This window comes from Curtobacterium sp. MCBD17_032, assembly GCF_003234855.1.
GTDB lineage: Bacteria > Actinomycetota > Actinomycetes > Actinomycetales > Microbacteriaceae > Curtobacterium.
In genome coordinates this window covers 48,931-69,975 of the sequence record NZ_QKTO01000002.1, presented here as the reverse complement: position 1 = coordinate 69,975, position 21,045 = coordinate 48,931, and the positions used below count along the sequence as shown (strand labels likewise).

22 protein-coding genes are annotated in these 21,045 nt (G+C 71.0%); 9 read left to right on the top strand and 13 right to left on the bottom strand.

Features of this window, described 5'->3' with window-relative positions; genetic code table 11:
* The 3 genes from DEI91_RS03435 to DEI91_RS03425 form a co-directional block, all read right to left on the bottom strand.
* Positions 1-720, bottom strand: coding sequence for an SDR family oxidoreductase (locus tag DEI91_RS03435; RefSeq protein ID WP_111050943.1), 720 nt, complete (start codon positions 718-720; stop codon positions 1-3).
* Between the two features lie 61 nt (positions 721-781).
* The gene (locus DEI91_RS03430; RefSeq protein WP_111050942.1) at positions 782-1,822 is read right to left on the bottom strand and encodes a YihY/virulence factor BrkB family protein; all 1,041 of its coding nucleotides are present in this window, start codon (positions 1,820-1,822) and stop codon (positions 782-784) included.
* A 2-nt stretch (positions 1,823-1,824) separates the two neighbouring features.
* Positions 1,825-2,286 (bottom strand): hypothetical protein, encoded by a 462-nt coding sequence (locus DEI91_RS03425; protein WP_111050941.1) that lies wholly within the window; start codon positions 2,284-2,286, stop codon positions 1,825-1,827.
* Positions 2,287-2,434: 148 nt separating this feature from the next.
* Here DEI91_RS03425 and DEI91_RS03420 point away from each other — a divergent pair, with 148 nt between their 5' ends.
* Entirely contained in the window at positions 2,435-3,175 is a 741-nt protein-coding gene (locus DEI91_RS03420) for an MBL fold metallo-hydrolase (RefSeq protein WP_181439459.1), read from the top strand.
* A gap of 10 nt (positions 3,176-3,185) precedes the next feature.
* Here DEI91_RS03420 and DEI91_RS03415 read toward each other — a convergent pair whose 3' ends face one another.
* Genes DEI91_RS03415 through DEI91_RS03390 form a run of 6 tightly spaced genes read right to left on the bottom strand, consistent with a single transcriptional unit; the run spans position 3,186 to position 8,622 of the window.
* Positions 3,186-4,112 carry a prenyltransferase gene (locus DEI91_RS03415; RefSeq protein ID WP_111050940.1) on the bottom strand — a complete coding sequence of 309 codons (927 nt, stop codon included), beginning with the start codon at positions 4,110-4,112 and terminating at the stop codon, positions 3,186-3,188.
* Positions 4,109-4,546: a lycopene cyclase domain-containing protein gene (locus DEI91_RS03410; RefSeq protein WP_111050939.1), complete on the bottom strand. Its 438-nt coding sequence runs from the start codon at positions 4,544-4,546 to the stop codon at positions 4,109-4,111. The genes DEI91_RS03415 and DEI91_RS03410 overlap by 4 nt, the downstream gene beginning before the upstream one ends.
* Positions 4,543-4,983: a lycopene cyclase domain-containing protein gene (locus DEI91_RS03405; RefSeq protein WP_111050938.1), complete on the bottom strand. Its 441-nt coding sequence runs from the start codon at positions 4,981-4,983 to the stop codon at positions 4,543-4,545. Before DEI91_RS03405 ends, DEI91_RS03410 begins: the two co-directional genes overlap by 4 nt.
* Positions 4,983-6,629, bottom strand: a complete 1,647-nt coding sequence (gene crtI / locus DEI91_RS03400) for a phytoene desaturase family protein (protein WP_181439458.1) — start codon at positions 6,627-6,629, stop codon at positions 4,983-4,985. The genes DEI91_RS03405 and crtI overlap by 1 nt, the downstream gene beginning before the upstream one ends.
* A complete protein-coding gene (locus DEI91_RS03395) occupies positions 6,626-7,567 on the bottom strand; it encodes a phytoene/squalene synthase family protein (protein ID WP_111050937.1) in 942 nt (313 codons plus the stop codon). Before DEI91_RS03395 ends, crtI begins: the two co-directional genes overlap by 4 nt.
* Entirely contained in the window at positions 7,564-8,622 is a 1,059-nt protein-coding gene (locus tag DEI91_RS03390; RefSeq protein WP_111050936.1) for a polyprenyl synthetase family protein, read from the bottom strand. Before DEI91_RS03390 ends, DEI91_RS03395 begins: the two co-directional genes overlap by 4 nt.
* 21 nt (positions 8,623-8,643) lie before the next feature.
* Here DEI91_RS03390 and idi point away from each other — a divergent pair, with 21 nt between their 5' ends.
* The 6 genes from idi to DEI91_RS03360 all read left to right on the top strand — a co-directional run bounded on the left by idi (position 8,644) and on the right by DEI91_RS03360 (position 15,430).
* Positions 8,644-9,183: an isopentenyl-diphosphate Delta-isomerase gene (gene idi, locus DEI91_RS03385; RefSeq protein WP_111050935.1), complete on the top strand. Its 540-nt coding sequence runs from the start codon at positions 8,644-8,646 to the stop codon at positions 9,181-9,183.
* A 334-nt stretch (positions 9,184-9,517) separates the two neighbouring features.
* On the top strand, positions 9,518-10,537 hold the full coding sequence (locus DEI91_RS03380) for a LacI family DNA-binding transcriptional regulator (RefSeq protein ID WP_111050934.1): 1,020 nt from the start codon (positions 9,518-9,520) through the stop codon (positions 10,535-10,537).
* Between the two features lie 357 nt (positions 10,538-10,894).
* Positions 10,895-12,418, top strand: coding sequence for a multiple monosaccharide ABC transporter ATP-binding protein (mmsA, locus tag DEI91_RS03375; RefSeq protein ID WP_181439489.1), 1,524 nt, complete (start codon positions 10,895-10,897; stop codon positions 12,416-12,418).
* Positions 12,415-13,707: a multiple monosaccharide ABC transporter permease gene (gene mmsB / locus DEI91_RS03370; RefSeq protein WP_111050933.1), complete on the top strand. Its 1,293-nt coding sequence runs from the start codon at positions 12,415-12,417 to the stop codon at positions 13,705-13,707. Before mmsA ends, mmsB begins: the two co-directional genes overlap by 4 nt.
* A 106-nt stretch (positions 13,708-13,813) precedes the next feature.
* A complete protein-coding gene (locus DEI91_RS03365) occupies positions 13,814-14,932 on the top strand; it encodes a sugar-binding protein (RefSeq protein WP_111050932.1) in 1,119 nt (372 codons plus the stop codon).
* 159 nt (positions 14,933-15,091) lie between these two features.
* Entirely contained in the window at positions 15,092-15,430 is a 339-nt protein-coding gene (locus DEI91_RS03360) for a hypothetical protein (protein WP_111050931.1), read from the top strand.
* 76 nt (positions 15,431-15,506) lie between these two features.
* Here DEI91_RS03360 and DEI91_RS03355 read toward each other — a convergent pair whose 3' ends face one another.
* Complete coding sequence (locus tag DEI91_RS03355; protein ID WP_111050930.1) at positions 15,507-16,127, bottom strand: class I SAM-dependent methyltransferase; 621 nt, start codon at positions 16,125-16,127, stop codon at positions 15,507-15,509.
* 2 nt (positions 16,128-16,129) lie between these two features.
* Positions 16,130-18,211, bottom strand: a complete 2,082-nt coding sequence (locus DEI91_RS03350) for a cytochrome c oxidase assembly protein (RefSeq protein WP_111050929.1) — start codon at positions 18,209-18,211, stop codon at positions 16,130-16,132.
* A 121-nt stretch (positions 18,212-18,332) separates the two neighbouring features.
* Here DEI91_RS03350 and DEI91_RS03345 point away from each other — a divergent pair, with 121 nt between their 5' ends.
* Positions 18,333-19,067, top strand: a complete 735-nt coding sequence (locus DEI91_RS03345; protein WP_111050928.1) for a GAF and ANTAR domain-containing protein — start codon at positions 18,333-18,335, stop codon at positions 19,065-19,067.
* A gap of 19 nt (positions 19,068-19,086) precedes the next feature.
* On the opposite strand, the gene DEI91_RS03340 is transcribed toward DEI91_RS03345, so the two are convergent.
* Together DEI91_RS03340 and DEI91_RS03335 are read right to left on the bottom strand one after the other, a co-directional pair.
* Positions 19,087-19,797, bottom strand: a complete 711-nt coding sequence (locus tag DEI91_RS03340; protein ID WP_111050927.1) for a GAF and ANTAR domain-containing protein — start codon at positions 19,795-19,797, stop codon at positions 19,087-19,089.
* Positions 19,797-20,513 (bottom strand): GAF and ANTAR domain-containing protein, encoded by a 717-nt coding sequence (locus DEI91_RS03335; RefSeq protein ID WP_181439457.1) that lies wholly within the window; start codon positions 20,511-20,513, stop codon positions 19,797-19,799. The genes DEI91_RS03340 and DEI91_RS03335 overlap by 1 nt, the downstream gene beginning before the upstream one ends.
* Positions 20,514-20,738: 225 nt before the next feature.
* Between DEI91_RS03335 and DEI91_RS15885 the strand changes: the two genes are divergently transcribed.
* Complete coding sequence (locus DEI91_RS15885) at positions 20,739-21,038, top strand: hypothetical protein (RefSeq protein WP_110890648.1); 300 nt, start codon at positions 20,739-20,741, stop codon at positions 21,036-21,038.
* Positions 21,039-21,045: the final 7 nt, after the last annotated feature.

Here is a 21,045-nt window from a genome sequence, read left to right as displayed (position 1 = left end):
TCAGCGTCGCCGCGACGGCCGGATCGACAGCATCTCGACCGTGCCACGCTCCGGCAGCTCGACCACGGTGCGGACCGCGTCGGCGACGTCCTCCGGCGCGAGGTAGTAGTCCGTGTCGTACTCCTCACCGAGCTTCTCGGTGAGGGCCCGCTGCATGTCCGAGTCGGTGCGGCCCGGGTGCACGCTCGACACCCGCACGCCGTTCGCGCGTTCCTCCTCGCGCAGGGCGTCCGTGAAGGCCCGGAGCGCGAACTTCGACGCCGCGTAGACCCCGCCGCCCGGACCGGCCGTGAAGCCGGCGCCGCTGTTGATCGTCACGACGAGACCGCGGGCGGCACGGAGGCCGGGCATCGCCACGCGGGTCAGTTCCGCGACCGCGAAGACGTTCGTGGCGAAGACGGCCTCCCAGGTGTCCCGCGGGGTGTCCGCGATGCGGGTGCCCTGCTCGACGCCGGCGGAGTGCACGAGCACGTCGATCCAGCTCGGCACGGCCGGCAGGTCCCCGGCGCCCAAGTCGCCGACGAAGGGCTCCGCGCTCGGCAGCTCGGCGACGACGGCGGCGACCGCGTCGGCGTCGCGCCCGCCGACGAGCACGTGGTGCGTCCGGCCCAGGTCGGCCGCGATCGCACGGCCGATGCCGCGGGTCGCTCCGGTGACGAGCGCGACCGGACGGTCGTTCGCGGCGGTGGGGACGGAGACGGGAGGCTCGGTGTCGGTCACGCAGGCAAGCCTACGGAACCGTCACCGAGCCTCCCGGACAGGACGCGCTCGCGCGCTGTGCTCACTCGTCCTTGGTCTCGCCGGCGCTCTGCCGGATGCGGATGCCCTGGAGGACGTCCTCGGCGCGCTTCTCGTCCTGCTTCTCGGTCTGTCGGGTGTCGCGCTCGGGGAGCTGGATGTCCTCCTCCGCCTTGATGCCGGCCTGCAGCTCGCGGCCGCGCTCGATCTCGGCGTCGAACTCGGCTCCGAAGAGCAGTGCGTTGTTCGTGATCCAGATCCAGAGGAGGAAGACGATCACACCACCGAGCGAGCCGTACGTGGCGTTGTAGTTCGAGAAGTTCCCGACGTAGAACCCGAAGCCGACGCTCGCGATGATCCAGATGAGCAGCGCGAGGACCGACCCGCCGCTGACCCACGTGAACTTCGGCTGCTTGACGTTCGGCGACCAGTAGTAGAGCACCGCGACGATGACGATCGCGATGACGAGCAGGATCGGCCACTGCACGATGGACAGCACCAGCGCTGCGGCGTCGCCGAGTCCGATGAGGTCGCCGAAGCTGCGGGCGAGCGGCCCGGACACGAGGGCCAGCAGACCGATGACGAGCAGGACCACGGTTGTCAGCGTGACGCCGAGCATGGTCGGACGGAGCTTCCAGATCGGGCGGCCCTCACGCACGTTGTAGATGCGGTTCATCGCGCGGCCGAACGCGCCGACGTAGCCGGAGGCCGACCACAGGGCGCCGAGGAGACCGACGATGAACGTGACCGGCGCCGCGGGCGAACGGACCAGGCCCTCGACGGGGCCCTGCAGGAGGTTCGCGACGTCCTGGGAGCCGATGTTGCCGATGACCTGCAGGAGGGTCTTGATGGTCGCCTGCGGGTCGCCGAACAGACCGAGGATGGACACGACCGCCAGCAGTCCCGGGAAGAGCGCGAGCACGGAGTAGTACGTCAGGCCGGCCGCGAGGTCCGTGCACTGGTCGCTGGTGAACTCCCGGAGGGTCTTCTTCAGCGTGTAGACGAACGTCGGCTTCGTCAGGTCGGTGGGTGAGTCCGGCTTGCGCGGGTCGTCCGCCGCCGGCTTCTCTGCTTCCTTCGCCATGGTCAGCCCTTCGCCGCCTTCTTCATCCGCTTGATCGACTTCCCCGCCCACTTCGCGTCCTTCTTCCGACGCTTCTCCGCGGCTTCGCGCTCCTGGTACACCGGGTTGCCCGTCGGGTCCTTGCGTGCGAAGACGGGGACGCCCTTCGACTTGCCGTCCTTGCCGACCTTCACCGGCTTGAACACCGGCACGGGGGCGGGCTCGCGGAGCGCCGCGAGGCGACCGGCGGGGGTGTTCCCGATCCGGACGCCCACGACGATCGCCGCGACACCGGCCGCGGCCGTCATCGCGACCGCGACGAGGGGCGTCGGGTCGTGGTGCCAGCGCTGCTTGGTCTTCGCGACGGCCAGGCGCGTGCGCGCGGGCACGTCCGCCTTCTGCCGGATGCGGTCCACCGTCTCGGTGATCCGCTCCCGGGTGCGCACGTTCGCGAGCTCGAGCTCGGGGAGGGAGTCGTTGGGCATGCATCCTGAGTACACGCTCCGGACCGAGCGCACTCGCGGAACGCGCTCCGGTGGAGTCGTCGATCCGTCGATCCGTCGATCGCAGCCGCCGCCCGCCCGCCAGCACGTCCGGCAACGCGTCCAGCAGAACCGGCCTACCGTCCCCGTCATGCTGTTCCGGGACGTCGCAGAGGGCATCCACCGCCTCGAGCTCGCACACACCAACACCTACCTGGTCGAGACCGGGGACCGACTGCTCGTCGTCGACGCCGGGCTGCCCGCGGTCTGGCCGCACCTGCAGCTCGCCGTGCACGACCTCGGGTACGCCCCCGACCGGGTGGAGGCCCTGCTGCTCACGCACGGGCACTTCGACCACGTCGGCACGGCCGCCCGGATGCACCGCGACTGGGGCACCCCCGTGTACGTCCACCCGGGCGACCGGGACCTCGCCGCGCACCCGTACTCGTACCGGCCGGCGGTGAACCGGTTCGGCTTCGTCCTGACGCACCCGGGCGGACTGCGGCCCCTCGGACGGATGCTGCTGGCGGGTGCCGCGACGGTCGACGGCATCGACGAGGTCGAGCTCATGGAGTCCCGCGCCGAGACCCCGGGGAACCCCTGGATCATCGAGACGCCCGGTCACACGGACGGACACGTCGCGCTGCACTTCGCCGACCGGGACGCCGTCATCGTCGGGGATGCCCTCGTCACGCTCGACCCCTACACCGGCGGCATCGGTCCGCGGATCGTCGCGCCGGCGGCCACGGCGGACGTCGACACCGCGGTGGCGTCGCTCGACCTGCTCGTCGACACCGAGGCGCGGCACGTCCTGCCCGGGCACGGGCCGTCGTGGTCCCGCGGTGTCCGCGCGGCCGTCGAGCAGGCGCGCCGGGTGGCCGGCGCGGCCTGACGCGCGCGGGTCAGTGCGTGAAGGCGAACCCGATCAGGGCCATCGTCACGACGGCACCCGCGACGTAGTTGATCCAGAGGAACCGCTTCCACCCCGCGTTCGCTGCCTCGGCCCCGGCATCGGTGACGTTCCACCACGGCAGCACGTTGAGCGCGTACGGCACGACGACGACCGCCGCGATCGGCCCCGGGAACGCCGAGAACAGCAGCGCGACGCCGGCGACGAGGTACGCCACGAAGGCCAGCCGCACGGTCGCCCGGGCCCCGATGACGGTCGCCACGGACCCGATCCCCGCGGCCCGGTCGGCGAGCACGTCCTGCACCGCTCCGAACGCGTGCGAGGCCACGCCCCACAGGAAGAACGCGACGCACACGGCGACGAGCTGCCCGGTCCAGTGCGGCCCGGCGAGCGCGAGTCCGAACACGGCGGGTGAGACGAAGTGTGTGGACGAGGTGAGCGAGTCGAGGAACGGCTTCTCCTTGAACCGCAGCCCCGGTGCCGAGTAGGCGACGACCGCGAACACGCTCACCGCGAGGACGAGCCACGACCACGGTCCGTTCCCACTGGCGGCCCCGAGCAGCGCGAGCGCGACGAGGAACGGCACGTTCGTGACCACGACGGCCCACAGCGTGGCTCGGTGCACGCTCCGGTCGAGCAGCGCGCCCTCGACCCCGCCCTTGCGCGGGTTGCGCAGGTCGGACTCGTAGTCGAACACGTCGTTGATGCCGTACATCGCCAGGTTGTACGGCACGAGGAAGTACACGACCCCGACGAGGAACGCGACGAGCGAGAACCCGCCCCCGCCCGCGATGCCGACGCCGCTGCCGAGCAGGTAGGCGGCCCCGAACGGGTACGCGGTGTTCACCCAGCTGATCGGGCGCGACGAGACGAACAGGGCGCGGAGGGTGGACGGCCTGGAGGCGCTGCTCGCGGTCATGGGGTGTCCTCCGGGGAGCGGGACGGCTGGGACGGGCGTTCCGACCGTACCGGTCGGTCGAGCAGGACCCAGCAGCTCGGCAGCAGCAGGACCGCCCCGATCGCGTAGGCGAGGTCCTCGACGGGGAACAGCCCCACCCGTGCACCGAGGACGAGCGCCGGGTCGTAGGCGACGATGCCCAGCCCGACGATCACGTTGTTGAAGACGCAGGTCATGACGATCAGCGCGACACCGGCCACGACGGCGCTGACCACCGCGGCGCGACGACCGCGCGACCCGGACGGTGCGCCCGTGCCGTCACCGGCGGCCGCCCGCACCGACCGGGTGCCGCCCCGGGTCCGGCGTGCGGTCACCACTCCCGCGACGACCGCGACGAGCACCGCGGTCCCGAGGAACGGCACCGCGAGGAGCGCGTACGTGCCGGCCCCGGTCACGCCGGATCCCCCGTCCGGCGGCGGCCGGTGGTGGCCCCGCGCCCGGTGTCCTCCGGGCCGACGGCCTCGCGACCGGCGGCACCGCGACGCTCGTCCGGGTCGCCCGGCCCGGCGCGTCGCGTCGCGAGCCGGTCGACGACGGGCCGCACGGCACCGAACAGGTCCATCGTCGTCCAGCACAGCAGGACCAGGAAGAAGAACTCCTCGAGCGGGACCTCCGGGGCGAGGAGCACGCCCGTCAGCACCGGCGTCGTGCCGATGAAGAAGATCCCGAGGTGCACGCCGGCGACGTCCCACACCATGAAGAACACGAGCCCGATCGCCATGACCACGGCGGCGCGCAGCGGGGCATGCCAGAAGAACAGCCGGTGGCGGGCGTCGAGCACCGCGACCCCGGCGATCGAGACGAGCAGGCCGGCCAGGTACAGCCCCGGCATCAGCCCGTCGTCCGGAGCGGCGGTGCGTCGGCGGACCGCGGGAGCGGGGTCGGCAACGGCTCGGTCGAGGTGTCCCCGTGGATCCGCTTGAGCAGGACCTCGGCGCTGATGAGGCACATCGGCAGGCCGATGCCCGGGATCGTCGAGGCGCCGACGTAGTAGAGCCCGCCGACCTTCGTGGACGCGTTCTTCTCGCGGAAGAACGCACTCTGCGTCAGGGTGTGGGCCGGGCCGAGCATCGAGCCGTTCCAGGCGTTGAGGTCGTCGGCGAAGTCCTGCGGCCCGATCGTCCGGCGGACGAGGATCCGGTCGCGCAGGTCCGCGACACCGGACCGTTCGGCGATGACGTCGATCGCGCGGTCTGCGATGGCCTCGACCTCGGCGTCCCCCGCGCCGTCGATCCCGCCCTTGCCGATGGAGACGTCGGCGGGCAGCGGCACGAGGACGAACAGGTTGCTCTGCCCCTCGGGCGCGACCGAGTCGTCGGTGAGCGAGGGCGCACAGACGTAGATCGAGGCCGGGTCCGGGACGTGCCGGTCCGCCCCGAAGATCGCGCCGAAGTTCGCCTTCCAGTCCGCGGTGAACACCAGCGTGTGGTGCAGCAGCCCGGGGACCTCGCCCTCGACGCCGAGGTAGACGAGGACGGCCGAGGGACCGGGGTCGCGCTTCTGCCAGTGCTCCGCGTCGTGCGTCCGGTGCTCCTGCTCGAGGAGCTCCATCTCGGTGTGCCGGAGGTCCGCCGCGCTGACGACGAGGTCGGCGTGCTCGACGTGCTCCGCGCCGTCCTGGTCGTGCCATGCGACGCCGGTGGCCTGGCCGTCGTCGACCACGATGCGGGACACGGTGGCGCCGGTGGTGATCGTCGCGCCCTCGGCGCGTGCGACCCGCTCGACGGCGGAGATGAGCGCGCTGATGCCGCCCTTCGGGTAGAGCACACCGTCGGCGAGGTCGAGGTGGCTCATCAGGTGGTACATGCTCGGCGCCGCGTAGGGGCTCGTGCCGAGGAACACCGCCGGGTACCCGAGGATCTGCCACAGCCGTCGGTCCCGTACGGCGGACGCGGCGAACGAGGACAGCGGCTGGACGAGCAGGCGGGCGAGCTTGCCCACCCGCTTCAGGACGTCGGGGGCCGCGAGCTTCGTGAGGTCCTGGAACGTGCCGTACAGGAACCGGCGGACGGCCATCTCGTACGTGTCGGCCGCGGAGTCGAGGTACTTCGCCATCCTGGCGCCGGCACCGGGCTCGATCGACTCGAACAGCGCGATGTTCTCCTCGCGCGAGGCCCGCAGGTCGATCGGCTCGTCGTGCCCCTCGGTGTAGACGCGGTACCCGGGGTCCAGCACCTGGAGGTCGAGCTGCTCGTCGGCACTCGTGTCGAGCAGCCGGAAGAAGTGGTCGAAGACCTCGGGCATGAGGTACCAGCTCGGGCCGGTGTCGAACCGGAAGCCGTCCTGCTCCCACGAGCCGGCACGACCGCCGAGCTGGGTGCGCTGCTCGAGGACGGTCACGGCGAAACCGTCCCGGGCGAGCAGGGCGGCGGCGGCGAGGCCGCTGATCCCGCCGCCGATGACGACGGCCCGGCGGACGGGCACGGCCCGTCCCGGAGTCGGTCCGGTCGTCGGACGGGAGGCGGTGGTCGGGCTCATGACGAGCCTCCAGTCTGCGGGGCGGGTGATGCGGTGACGGGCGGTGCGGTCCGGGCGGACAGCGTGCCCCGCCGGGCGAGGACGCGCGCGGCGAGGCGGGCCTTGACGGGGTTCGGGACGCGGACGCGCGAGGTGACGAGCCGGTCCGCCGGGGTGGCGGCGATGCGGTCGTTGAGTTCCTGGAACAGGGCGTGGGCGAGGGCGACCGCGGGGCGGGCGTCCTTCGGCAGGAGCGGCACGGTGCGGGCGGCGCGGTCGAGGTCGGCCTGGACGTCGGCGACGAGCCGGTCCTTCGTGGCCTCGTCGAAGCTGCGGACGTCGACGCCGGGGAAGTACGAGCGGCCGAGCACCTCGAAGTCGGCGTGCAGGTCGCGGAGGAAGTTGACCTTCTGGAACGCGGCCCCGAGGGCGCGGGCCCCGTCGACGAGCACGGCGTCGTCGAAGGTCGGTCGTCCGGCCCGGTACACGAAGGCGCGGAGGCACATCAGCCCGACGACCTCGGCCGAGCCGTACACGTAGGTGTCCAAGGACGCCTGGTCGTGCTCGGTCTGCTCGAGGTCCATCCGCATCGACGCGAAGAACGGCCGGGTGAGTTCCGGCCCGAAGCCGGTCGTCCGGGCGGTCCGCGCGAAGGCGTGGACGACGGGGTTGACCGAGAAGCCGAGGTCCATCGCCCGCTCGGTGTCCTGCTCGAGTTCGTCGAGGACCGTCCGCGCGAGCGCAGGTGCGAGTCCGGCCTCGGTCGCGGGGCCGTCCACGACCTCGTCGGCGACCCGGACGAGGGCGTAGACGTTCCGGATGTGCTCGCGGGTGTCCTTCGTGAGCAGTCGGCTGGCGAGGCCGAACGACGTCGAGTACCGGCTGATGACGACGCTCGAGGCGGCCTCGGCGGTGGCGTCGTAGAGCGGGAGGCGGTCCGGGGTGGTGCTCGACGTCACCGGACGCGCTCCACGAGCTCGGTGACGAGCCCCGCGAGTCGCGCGCCGAGCTCGTCCGGCAGTGCGGCCAGCTCGGCGCGGGCCAGTGCGGTGTGCTCGCGGATGTGGTCGAGGGCCGCGTCGCGCGCGCCGCACTCGACGAGGAGGGCGCGGAGCCCCGCGGCCCGCTCCTCGGTGAGGTCGGGGTCGCCGAGGTAGGGCGCCAGCTCCGGCCAGCAGTCGGTCGTCGCCGCGTAGGCGATGAGCATGGTGCGCTTGCCCTCGCGGAGGTCCCCGATCGCGGTCTTGCCGGTCGAGCCCTCGTTGCCGAAGACCCCGAGCAGGTCGTCGACGATCTGGTACGCGATGCCGATCTCGCGGCCGAACGCCCCGAGCGAGGCGACGACGATCTCGGGCGCCCCGGCGAGCACGGCGCCGGACTGCAGCGGCGCCTCGAAGCTGTACACACTCGTCTTCGCGCGTTCCATCTGGAGCACCTCGGCAACGGTCGGCATGACGCCGAGCGCGAGGTCGACGTCGGCCATCTCCCCCGCGGCGCTGGCGAACACGGCGTCGTCGAACAGGTCGAGCAGCCGGGAGCGTCGGGCACCGGTGACGCCGCTCGCCTCGATGAAGCGCGGGGCGGCCGCGAGCGCGAGGTCACCGGCGATGACGGCAGCGCTCGTCCCGCGGTGCTCGGCGGTCGGCAGCGGGAGCCCGCCGGTCGTCGCGGTGTCGCGGAACGACCCGGCCACGTTCGGCCGACCGCGGCGGGACCAGTCGCGGTCGATGACGTCGTCGTGCACGACGAGCGCGGTGTGCAGCAACTCGTACGCGGCGGCGACCTGCGCGGCAGCGCGGATGTCATCACCCCCGAGGGCCGTGTACGAGGTGAGCACCATGCGCGGCCGGAAGCGCTTGCCGCCCATGCTCGCCTTGCGGAGGACGCGCCACAGTTCCTCGGACGGACGGCCGAACGCGGCGGCCCGGGCGCTCGACGCCGTGAAGAAGTGCTCCAGGCACTCGTCCACCAGCGCGAGGTCGATGTGCGCCACGGTGGCCGCTTCCTCGGTCATTGGCCTAATCTATCGAGGCAGATGAGCCTTTTCCCGGAAACCGTTGTCCTGCTCGACGAAGACCGTACCCCGATCGGTACTGCCGACAAGTTCACGGTGCACACAGACCACACGCCCCTCCACCTCGCGTTCAGCTGCCACGTGCAGAACGCGGCCGGTGACGTGCTCGTCACGCGTCGCGCCCTCGTCAAGAAGACGTGGCCGGGCGTGTGGACGAACTCGTTCTGCGGGCACCCCGGCCCGGACGAGTCCTTCGAGGACGCCATCGCCCGGCGCGCCGACCGGGAACTCGGGCTCGCGGTGCACAGCGTCGAGCTGGTGCTGCCGGACTTCCGCTACCGCGCGGTCGACGCCTCCGGGATCGTCGAGAACGAGGTCTGCCCGGTGTTCCGTGCCGTGGCCGACGCCGATCCGCAGCCAGCGGACGACGAGGTGTCCGAGTGGGTGTGGCTGTCGGAGGAGAAGCTCCGCCAGGCCGTCACCGCCGCGCCCTTCGCGTTCAGCCCGTGGCTCGGGTGGCAGCTCGCCGAACTGCCGCTCGACGCACTCGCCCGGCGGTAGCCCAGACCCGGACGACCGGTCCGACCCGGACGACCCGTCCGGCCCGCACGGCGGTGTCGTCGGCCCCACCGGCACGGACACCGCGTCGCCGCGCGCCCCGCGACGGCGCAGCGGCGCGGTGACACCCCGTGCCGACGACCCACCATGAGCGCGCCTGACCCGCGGACCGACGCCGAGCCGGCCGGGAGGCGCGGGTCGGCACCGCCACGCGCCTCCCGGCCAGGGCCGCCGCACCCCTCAGCTGGCACGCACCCGGGAGCCGTGCATAATGATCTGGCTCGGGATGTGAACGTGCACATGGGCGTGCTGCGGGCCCGAGCGGGAGAGAGCAACGATGGCGACCACGCGGGCAGAGCAGCCGCGGTCCCCCAGCATCCGTGACGTCGCGCGGGTGGCTGGCGTCTCGCACCAGACCGTCTCGCGGGTGCTGAACAACTCTGACGCGATCCGGGCCGAGACCCGTGACCGGGTCGTGGCCGCCATGGAGGAGCTGCAGTACCGGCCGAACCGTGCCGCCCGCGCCCTCGTCACGAGCCGGACGCGGACGATCGGCGTCCTCACCGCGCAGCGGTCGCACTACGGCCCGACCGTGACCCTGCAGGCCATCGAGGACGCGGCGGTGCTCCGCGGGTACTCCGTGACGACCGCGAACATCGCCGAACCGACCGACGCGGCCGTCCGCGACGGGCTCGGGCACCTCCTCGACCAGGACGTCGAGGGCATCGTCGTCATCGCCCCGCAGCAGCGGGTGTTCGACCTCATCGAGGAACTCGGCGTCCGCACCCCGTACGTGACGATGCGCTCGAGCGTCGGCGAGGACCCGACGGCGCTCTGGGTCGACCAGATGGAGGGCGCCCGACTCGCCACCGCCCACCTCCTCGACCTGGGCCATGAGTACGTCCGGCACATCGCGGGACCCCAGGACTGGATCGAGGCGGACGCGCGGATGCAGGGCTTCCTGCGCGAGATGTCCGATCGCGACAAGCCCGTCCAGCCCCCGGTCCTCGGCGACTGGACGGCGGACTTCGGCTACCACGCGGGCCGCGAACTGCTCCGGTACCGGGACTGCACCGCGGTGTTCTGCTCGAACGACGCGATGGCGCTCGGCGTGATGCACGCCGCTCGTTCGTACGGGCTCGACGTCCCCGGCGACCTGTCCGTGGTCGGCTACGACGACATCCCGGAGGCGAAGCACTTCTGGCCGCCGCTGACCACCGTGCAGGTCGACTTCGCCGAGCTCGGACGCCGGAGCGTGGACATCCTGCTGCCGAGCGCGGACGACCTGCTCCGCCCGATCGACATCGTCCCGCAGCTCGTCGTCCGCGGCTCGACTGGGGCACCACGGCACCGCTGAACCGATCGGTCTGTCCCCAGCCCGAGGGGCGTCCGAGCCGCTGCGCGCGGAAGTGCCCGCAGCGTTACCGAATCGCGACCGGTCCGAATTGACAGCCCGGGCGCGCCTGTGCGTAGGATTACCTCCGTTCCTCGATGTGACCGTTCACATGGCCCGTCACACGGGGGACACCCGGACGCGACAACGAAGTCCGCACGCACCCTCGTGCCCTTCGGATGCCGCAGCTGTTCCACCGAAGGACTGCCGCATCGCAGCGGCAGAAGGAGATGCACCGTGGCGTCAACCCCACAGGGTCACGACCCGATCGCGAGCGGGTTCGAGACCCGTTCGATCACCGCTCCCGAGACGATCCTCGAGATGCGTTCCATCACCAAGGAGTTCCCTGGTGTGAAGGCGCTGTCCGACGTCTCGCTGAGCGTCCGCGCCGGCGAGATCCACGCGATCTGCGGCGAGAACGGCGCTGGCAAGTCCACGCTGATGAAGGTGCTGTCGGGCGTCTACCCGTACGGCACGTACGAGGGCGAGATCGTCTACGAGGGCGAGGAAGTCCGCTTCTCGAACATCAAGCAGTCCGAGCAGGCCGGCATCGTCATCATCCACCAGGAGCTGGCGCTCATCCCGGAGCTCTCCATCACGGAGAACCTGTTCCTCGGCAACGAGCCGGGCCGCTTCGGTCGGATCGACTGGACCGCCGCGCAGCTCCGCGCGCAGGACCTGCTCGCTCGCGTCGGCCTGGCGGACGACCCGGACACGCAGATCAAGAACATCGGTGTCGGCAAGCAGCAGCTCGTCGAGATCGCCAAGGCCCTGCACAAGGACGTCAAGCTCCTCATCCTCGACGAGCCGACCGCCGCGCTGAACGAGAACGACTCCCAGCACCTCCTCGACCTCATCGTCGGGTTGAAGGCCAAGGGCATCTCGAGCATCATCATCAGCCACAAGCTCAACGAGATCGAGCAGATCGCCGACGAGATCACGATCATCCGTGACGGCAAGACCATCGAGACGCTCAACGTCAAGGCGGACGGCGTCAACGAGGACCGCATCATCCGCGGCATGGTCGGCCGGTCGCTCGAGTCCCGCTTCCCGGACCGCACCCCGAAGATCGGCGAGACGTTCTTCGAGGTCCGCAACTGGACCGTGCAGCACCCGCTCGACTCGTCGCGCCTGGTCTGCAAGGGCTCGAACTTCCACGTCCGCCGGGGCGAGATCGTCGGCTTCGCGGGCCTGATGGGCGCCGGTCGCACCGAGCTCGCGATGAGCCTGTTCGGTCGCTCGTACGGCACCTGGCTCGACGGCCAGATCATCAAGGACGGCCGCGAGATCAAGGTCACGAACGTCCAGCAGGCGATCGACAACGGCCTCGGCTACGTGTCGGAGGACCGCAAGGCCCTCGGCCTGAACCTGCTCGACACCGTGAAGCGCTCGACGGTGGCCGCCGACCTGAAGAAGATCTCCAAGGGCGGGGTCGTCGACTCCCTCGAGGAGTACTCGGTCGCCGAGAAGTACCGGAAGATGCTCCGCACGAAGGTGCCCTCGGTCGAGGACAACGTCGGCAAGCTCTCCGGCGGCAACCAGCAGAAGGTCGTCCTGTCGAAGTGGATGTTCACCGACCCCGACCTGCTCATCCTCGACGAGCCCACCCGCGGCATCGACGTCGGTGCGAAGTTCGAGATCTACGGGATCATCCAGCAGCTCGCGGCCGAGGGGAAGGGCATCATCCTCATCTCGTCCGAGCTCCCCGAACTCCTCGGTCTCTCCGACCGGATCTACACCATCTTCGAGGGCCAGATCACCGCTGACCTCCCGGCCGAACAGGCCGATCCAGAAACGCTCATGCGCAGCATGACGTCCGCGCGGAAGGGCGCCACCGTCTCATGAACAACCTGAAGCTGCTCTTCGGCAAGGGCAACAGCATCGGCCAGTACGGCATGGTCATCGCGCTCATCGCGATCCTGGTCTTCTTCTCGGTCACGACGAACGGGCTCATCCTCGAGCCGACGAACGTGATCAACCTGTTCCTGCAGTACTCCTACATCCTCATCCTGGCGCTGGGGATGGTCATGGTGATCATCGCCGGCCACATCGACCTGTCGGTCGGTTCGGTCGCGGCGGTCGTCGGCATCGTCGTGGCGCAGTCCATGGCGGTCTGGAACTTCCCGGTCTGGGCGGCGATCATCCTCGGCCTCGCCGTCGGTGCACTCATCGGTGCCTGGCAGGGCTTCTGGGTGGCGTTCGTGAAGGTCCCGGCCTTCATCGTGACCCTCGCGGGCCAGCTCATCTTCCGCGGTGCGAACCAGATCATCGGCTCGTCCACCTCGGTCCCCGTCCCGGACGCGTACACGCCGATCGGTGCCGGCTTCCTCGGTGACTTCGGTCCCGACTTCGGCTTCAGCAACGGCACGCTCCTGATCGGGCTCGCCACGATCATCGCGCTCATCGTCATCGAGGCCCGCGGCCGTGCCCGCCGCAAGAAGATGCACGCCGACGTCCCGCCGCTGTGGGTCTCGATCACCCGCACGGGCATCCTCGTCGCCGTCACGCTCTTCGCGACCTACCTGTTCGCCGCCGGCCCGGTCGGCACCTCGGTCCCGATCGTCGCGATCATCCTCGGTGTCCTGACGATCGTCTACGGCTTCGTCACGAAGAACACGATCTTCGGCCGCCAGGTCTACGCCGTCGGTGGCAACGCCAACGCCGCCGTCCTGTCCGGTGTCTCCGCGAAGAAGGTCAACTTCTTCGTCATGATGAACATGTCGGTCCTCGCCGCGATCGCCGGCATGGTCTTCGTCGGCTACTCGGGCGCCTCGGGCCCCGCGGACGGCACCGGCTGGGAGCTCGACGCGATCGCGGCCGTGTTCGTCGGTGGTGCCGCCGTCGCCGGTGGTGTCGGCACGATCTCCGGCTCGATCATCGGTGGTCTCGTGATGGCGCTGCTGTCCAACGGCCTGCAGCTCATGGGCCTCGAGTCGAACAAGGTCCAGATCATCCGCGGTCTCGTCCTGCTCGTCGCCGTCGCCTTCGACGTCTACTCGAAGTCGCAGGGCCGCCCGTCGCTGATCGGCGGCATGATGCGGCAGTTCCAGCGCAAGGACACCGAAGAGAACACGGTCGGTGCGCAGCAGCCGCGCTCGATCGAGGACCAGCCTGACAAGGTCACCCTCCCCTAGCTCGGGACGCCCGGCGGTCGGGTGACCGACCGCCGGGCCCCCGGTACGACCCATCCACCACAGCGGGGCCCCGGCCCCACCTCCTCAACGAAGAGAAAGCAATCACATGCGCAACAAGATCGTCGCCGGCGTCAGCCTGGCGCTCATCGCAGGCCTCGCCCTCAGCGGCTGCTCGGCCCGTGGCGGTTCCGACTCGGGCGACTCGGGCTCCGGCTCCGGCTCGAGCTCGACCATCAAGAAGGGCGACCTCATCGGCGTCGCCCTCCCGGCGAAGACCTCGCAGAACTGGGTCCTCGCGGGCGCCGCGTTCAAGAAGTCGATCGAGGAAGCCGGCTTCAAGGCCGACATCCAGTACGCGAACGCCGGCAGCCCGGTCCCGGACCAGCAGTCGCAGATCTCGGGCATGGTCACCAAGGGTGCCAAGGCCGTCATCATCGGCGCCGCGGACGGTTCGCAGCTCGGCTCGCAGGTCAAGGCCGCCAAGGCCGCCGGTGCGACCGTCATCGCCTGGGACCGCAACATCCTGAACACCGAGAACGTCGACTACTACGTCGCGTTCAACAACTTCAAGGTCGGCCAGCTCCAGGCGCAGGCGCTCCTCAAGGGCCTCGAGGAGAAGAAGGGCGACAAGCCGTACAACGTCGAGCTCTTCGCCGGCTCCGCGGACGACGCCAACGCCACCGTGTTCTTCAACGGCGCGATGGACGTCCTGCAGCCGAAGATCGACGACGGCACGCTCAAGGTCACGTCGGGTCAGACCACGTTCGCCAAGGTGAACACGCAGGGCTGGCTCGCGCAGAAGGCCCAGTCGCGCATGACGGACCTCCTGGCGCAGTACTACACCGGTGACACGGAGCTCGACGGCGTCCTCTCCCCGAACGACACCCTGGCCCGCGCCATCCTCACCGCGACGAAGGCCGCCGGCAAGGACAACCCCGTCGTGACCGGTCAGGACTCCGAGACCGCGTCGATCCCGCTCATCATGCAGGGCACGCAGTACTCGACCATCTACAAGAACACCACCGACGAGGCCCAGGCCGCGATCGATCTGGTGTCCGACCTGGCCGACGGCAAGAAGCCGGAGACCGTGAAGGACAAGAACAACGACAACGGCAAGAAGATCGTCCCCACCGTCGAGCTGACCCCGGTCCTCGTCACCAAGGACAACGCCGTCGAGGCCTACAAGAACGACGCGACGCTCTCCGAGCTCGCCAAGAAGGGCTGAGCCTCCCCGGTTCCAGCAGAAGGGCCCCGTCGCGTCAGCGACGGGGCCCTTCCTCGTTCCCGCCCGCGCCACCGCGTTCCCGTGCGCCGGCCTGGAGGTCCGCCCCGCGCCTCCAGGCCGGTCCGGCTCGGTGTGCCCGTGCGCCGGTAGCGTGTCCCCGTGGCCGAGCGTGAGGTGATGGAGGTGCGGGCGGTCCTCGCGCTCCTCGAACCGGTGTTCCGCGAGATGCTCCGTGCGGACGAGCTGCGCTCGACCCGCTTCCACCTCGCCCCCATCGACGATCCGTGGGGGCACGCCCTCCAGCCCGACGACCTGGTCGAGACGAACAGCGCGGTGGTGTGGTGGCGGATCGTCGGCGAGCGCGGAGCGTCCGGTGGGCTCCGGCTCGACGACGGACCCGAGATGACGGCCCGCTGCGTGCAGAGTGACCTGCAGGACTTCATCGCCGAGAGCCGCTTCGGCTGCGGCGAGTTCCGCGGGCCGCGCGACCTCCCCTGAATGCTCGCCCGCATAGCCCTGGAGGCCCGCCCCGCGCCTCCAGGACAGGGCCCCGGTCCGACGCTCGGCGCGTCGGTCAGCGGACGGCGAGCAGCGCCCCATGCGGGCGCGGGCGGGCCGTCCCGGCTGTCCGGGTGTGGAGCTCGACGACCGTGAACCCGGCGGCGCGCACCTCGTCGGCCAGCGTGTCCGGCGGCCAGCGGTACGCGGTCGTCACCGCGTGGTCGAACGGCTCCACGCGGTCCCCGGTGAAGAAGCCCACGAGCAACCCGCCACCCGGCCGGAGGACCCGCGCCGCCTCCGCCAACGGCCGACCGATGCCCGCCGGGCCGTGGTGGACGAGCGAGTACCAGGCGAGCACGCCGGCGAAGTGCTCGTCCTCGTACGGCAGCTCGTCGATGCTCCCCCGGTCGTAGCGAGCGCTCGGGTAGGTCCGTCGTGCGTGCTCGACGAACGCCGGCACCTGGTCCAGGCCGACGACGTCGACTCCGCGGCCGGCGAGGTGGACGGTCCAGTGGCCGGGGCCGCACCCGGCGTCGAGGACCGGGCCACCGAGTCCCGCCGCCCACGTGGTGACGAGGTGGACGTCGGCGGGGTGCACCGATGCCATCGTGCCGAGCTGCTCGGTGTACTCAGCCGCGCGACGGCCGTACGCGTCCCGGACGGAGCCGGTGTCGGCCTCCGAGCCGTTGGCCATGCTCAGTCGCGCCGCTGCATCGCCGACAGGCGCTCGTTGTACGCGTCGAGCTCGGCGTCGCCGTCCCGTTCGGCCTGGCGGTCCTTCCGCTTCGCGGTGCGCTCGTCCGACCGCACCCAGTTGCGTACGACGATGAGCACGACGAACACCATCGGCAGCTCGGAGGCACCCCACGCGATGCCGCCGCCGGTGTGCTGGTCGTCGAGCAGTGCTGCGTCGTCCGTCTGCCCGAGGGCGTGGAACCAGTCGATCGCGTACACCGACTGCGAGGTCATCACCGCGACGCCGAAGAACGCGTGGAAGGCCAGGGTCGCGAGCAGGGCGATGATGAGGATCGGGTACTGCGGGCGCTGCGGGCCCGGGTCGATGCCGACGAACACCCAGAAGAACAGGTAGCCGCTCAGGACGAAGTGCACGATCATCACGATGTGCCACTCGTGGGACTGCATGGCGTACTCGAACGCCGGCGTGAAGTAGAACACCACGAGGGACCCGGCGAAGACCACACCGGCCACGGCGGGCTTCGCGAGGAACTGCATCCACCGCGAGTGCACGAACAGCATGAGCCACTCGCGTGCGCCGCGGGACCCGTCGTTCCGTACCGGCAGGGTCCGCAGCGCGAGGAGCACCGGACCGCCGAGCACGAGCGGCAGCGGGACGAACATCATGAGCAGCATGTGCTGCACCATGTGCGACGAGAAGTGGATCATGCCGTAGACGGCCGGTCCCCCGGAGGTCGTCCAGATGAACACGGCGCAGCCGACGAGCCAGGCGATGGTCCGGCCGACCGGCCAGGAGTCACCGCGCTGCTTGAGCTTGCGGACGCTCCACAGGTACCAGCCGGCGCCGACCAGGGCGAGCGCGAGCCACATCCAGTCGATGTGCCAGTGCGACAGGTAGGTCTGCATCGTCTGCTCGGGCGGGTACGGGTACCCGATGAGCCCGGAGCGGGTGTCGGCCCCGGTCTCCGGCGTCTGCGGGATCGGCGGCTGGCTGCGGGCGACGGCGACCGAGACGCCGATCGCGACGGCCATGAACACGATCTCGGCCAGGGCGAAGCGGACGAACAGCCGGCGGTCGGTCGGGGCGCGGAGCAGCCCGGGCACGAGCTTGCGGCGCTGCACGACCCCGGCGATCCCGAGGAGCACGAGGATCGCGGCCTTCGTCGTGATGAGCCAGCCGTAGGGCGTCGTGACGAGGTCGAGCGGCCCGGTCAGCCGGAGCTGCGCGTTGACGATGCCGGAGAACGCCACGGCGGCGAACGCCCACCCGGCGAGCGTGGAGTACCGGGCGACGACCCGTCCGGTGGCGCCCTTCGTCCGGACGCGCAGGAGCACGACGGCGACGAGTCCACCGGCCCAGACGCACACGCCGAGCAGGTGCACGGCGAGCGAGTTGACGGCGTTGGCGTGCTCGAGCGACCCGGCGGCGTGGCCGGACAGCGCGAGCGGCAGCAGGGCGAACAACGACGCGACCGTGGCGACGGCGAGGGTCGTGGCCCGGGTGGCGAACGCGGCGACGAGCGTGGCGATGAGCACGGCCGCGGCGGACACCACGAGCGACTGCCCGATCTCGACCTGGAACGCGAAGAGCAGGAAGTTACGGGCGAAGACGGGGCTCGTCAGCGGGACGCCGAGGGTGTTCGCCCCGGTCAGGACGATCCCGGCGACGGCGGCGAGGAACCAGACCGACCCGGAGATCGCCGCCCACCGAGCGGCCCGGTGCTGCACGGAGGACATCGCCCCGTGGTCGGCCTTCTGCGCGGGCAGCGCGAACGCGGCGACGATGAGGAGCCCGACGGTCAGCGCCGCGACCCCGTCGTGCACACCGCGGGCGGCGACGAGACCGAACTGCACGACGTCGCCGGCGGAGACGAGCTGCTGGTTCGCGGTGAACGCACCGGTGATCGTCATCCCGAGGAGCGCGCACGCCACGATGAGTGGAACGGCGATCACGAGGACGGTCGCGACGGTGGACGTGCGGGTGGTGACGGGCGCGGCGTCCGGTGCCGGGCCTCCCGGTCGGGAGGCGGTGTCCGGACGACCTGCGGCGTCGGGGTGGGGCTGGGGTGACGTGACGGCCATACCTGTCTCGGGTCGGTTCCGTCCGCGGTCCGCGGACCCTCCATCGTAGGCGCGCGGGTCTGGACGCGCGAGGGCAGGATGCTGCGCGGCGTCCCGGGGCCACCCCCGTACGCTCGGGCGGGTGACGACGACGACAGAGTTCGACGACCAGGACCGGTTCGACCACGTGCTCGGCGCGGTCGCCGCCGTGCTGGACCCGTCGCTCGACGTCCTCGACGCCATGACCCGGGCGGTCGACGCATGCGTGCGGTGGACCGGGTCCGCCGAGGCGGGGATCGTCCTGGCCGACCGGTCCGGCGTCCTGCACGTGATCGCCTCGACGAGCGAGCGGGGCATCGACGCCGAGGAAGCCCAGCTCGGCACGACCGAGGGGTCGTGTCTGGACTGCTACCGGACTGGCGGGACGATCGACGTCCCGGACGTCTCCACGAAGGCCGCGGAATGGCCGACCTTCGTGCAGACCATGAGCGACCGCGGACTGATCGGCACCTTCGCCGAGCCCATCCGGCTGCGGACCGCGACCATCGGGTGCCTGTGCGTCTTCGCGGACCACGACCGGGGACACGACGACCAGGACGTCGTGATGATCCAGTTGCTCGCCGACGCGGCCTCCGCGGCTCTGGCACGCCACCGCGCGCAGGGGACGCAACGGACGCTCGACGAGCAGATCGCGGACGCCCTGGAGGCCCGGGTGCTGCTCGAACAGGCCAAGGGCGCGTTGGCGTACCGACGGGACGTCCAGATCGACGAGGCCTTCCGCGTCCTCCGGGACGGTGCCGGACGCACCGGCCGCGGTCTGCGCGACGTCGCCGCGGACGTCATCCAGCACGGGGCCGACCTGCGCGAGCTCGCCTGACGGTCAGCCCCGGTCCCCCTCAGATCGAGACGGTCCGCTCGACGACCTGCCGCGCGGTCTCCGCGAGCGGCACCTGGTGGGACCGCGCGTAGGACCGGAGCAGCCCGAACGCCTGGTCCATGTCGACCTCGTGCGTCTGCGCGAGGAACCCCTTCGCCTGCTCGATGACCACCCGGCTGTCGAGCGCCCGCTGGAGCTGGTCGCGCGCGATGGTGGCCCGCTCGAGTCCGCGCTGCTGCAGGATGCTGATGGTCGCGACGTCCGTCAGCGCCTGCGCGGCGACGATGTCGTCGTCGCCCAGCGCACCCGGCCGCTCGCGGTAGAGGTTCATCGAGCCGAGCGTCTCGTCCCGCAGGCGGAGCGGGATGGCGTGCACCGACGCGTACCCGAACCGCTCCGACGCCGCTGCGAACGTGGGCCACCGTCTGCGCAACTCGGCGGAACTGCCCACGGTGACGACCCGCCGGGTGCGGTAGGCCTCGACGCAGGGACCTTCGCCGGCGTCGAGCTGCATGACGCCGACGAGGTTGCTCCGCTCGCTGGTCGACGCGACCAACTCGAGTTCGTCGGTCCGGGTCGCGAGCATGATGCCGGCCGCGGTGACGTCGAAGAGTTCCGCTGCCTTCCCCACCAGCATCTGGAGCAGTTCGATGACGTCGTAGTCGTCGACGAGGGTGTCGGCGAGGGTGACGAACGTGTCGACGAGGCGTTGCTCTCTGCTCTGCGTCATCAGCGGTCTTCTTTCCGTGCGGGGTCGGTTGTGCGTGGGTCTCGGAAGTCGATGCGCCGCTCGATGACAGCTTCGGCGATGGCGCGGAGGTGCTGCCCGTCCGCGAACGCGCGTGCACGGAGGACCAGCAGCGCGTTCTCCGGAGTGAGGCCCAGCTGGGCGACCACCATGCCGGTCGCCTGGTGCACGTGACGCCCGGACGAATGTGTGACGGAGACGGCAGAGGTAGCGATTCCGCCTTCGAGGTCACGCGTCGTCGTGTACAGGACACGGAGCGCGGCCAGCCCGGCGAGCAGCTTCGCCTCGGAGAGCTCGGCGGGTGCGAGCGGCTGGGTCTCGAGTCGGTACAGCGTCACGGCGCCGATGTCGAAGGTGCCGACGGAGAGCGGGAACGAGAGCAACCCGGCCCATCCCGTCGCCCGCAGGGCCGCACGGGTGGACGGCCATTCGTCGTCGGTCGTCTCGCTCAGGTCGTAGGCGAGGACGGGAGCCCCACTCCGCAGCGCCGACCAGCCCGGGCCCTCTCCGAGGAGCACCTGCTGTTCGTCCGACTCCGCGGCTCGCGGATCAGAGGCGGCGATCACGGCGCTGCCGAAGGGCCGACCGAGCGTGGAGAGCGCGGCGCCGGCCACCGGGAGGACGTCGACGAACGCACCCGCCAGGGCGTCGTCGTCGCCGCCCTGGAGGCGACGGGCCGCGTCGGTGAAGGAACTCATCGTCGGCCCCGGGCGAGGGAGCCCGTGGGTGTGGTGGTGGTGGTCATGGGTATCAGCGCTCCTGCGAGAAGTGGCTGCAGCGCGGGGGCTGGGTGCTGAAGCGGACACCTTCAGCCTAGTCGCGCGGACTCCACCCACTCCGAGGTGCGCTCGGTTAGCGTTCCGGTAGCCCCAGACCCCGGCCGCTCGATCCACCAGATCCATGGCGAACAGCTGGAGCATCCTGTGCGCACATCACGTCGTCCCCCGTCCGCCGCGCGTCCCGTCGTCCGGCGCGCGAGCCTCCGTCGCACCGGCCGTGCTCGCCTGCGCCGCGTCGCCGTCCGCCTGGTCGGGTCGGTCGTCGGCCGTCGTGGGACCGCATCGGACCAGGACCGCTGCCCGCGGATGCTGCACGGGCACCGCTGCCAGCTCCGTGAGGGCCACCCCGACTTCCACGCGGTCGACGACGGCTCGATCCGGATGCGCTGGCACGACCGCACCCTGCCCACCGACGACTGGGTCCTCGACGCCTTCGAGTCCTGACGGGGCA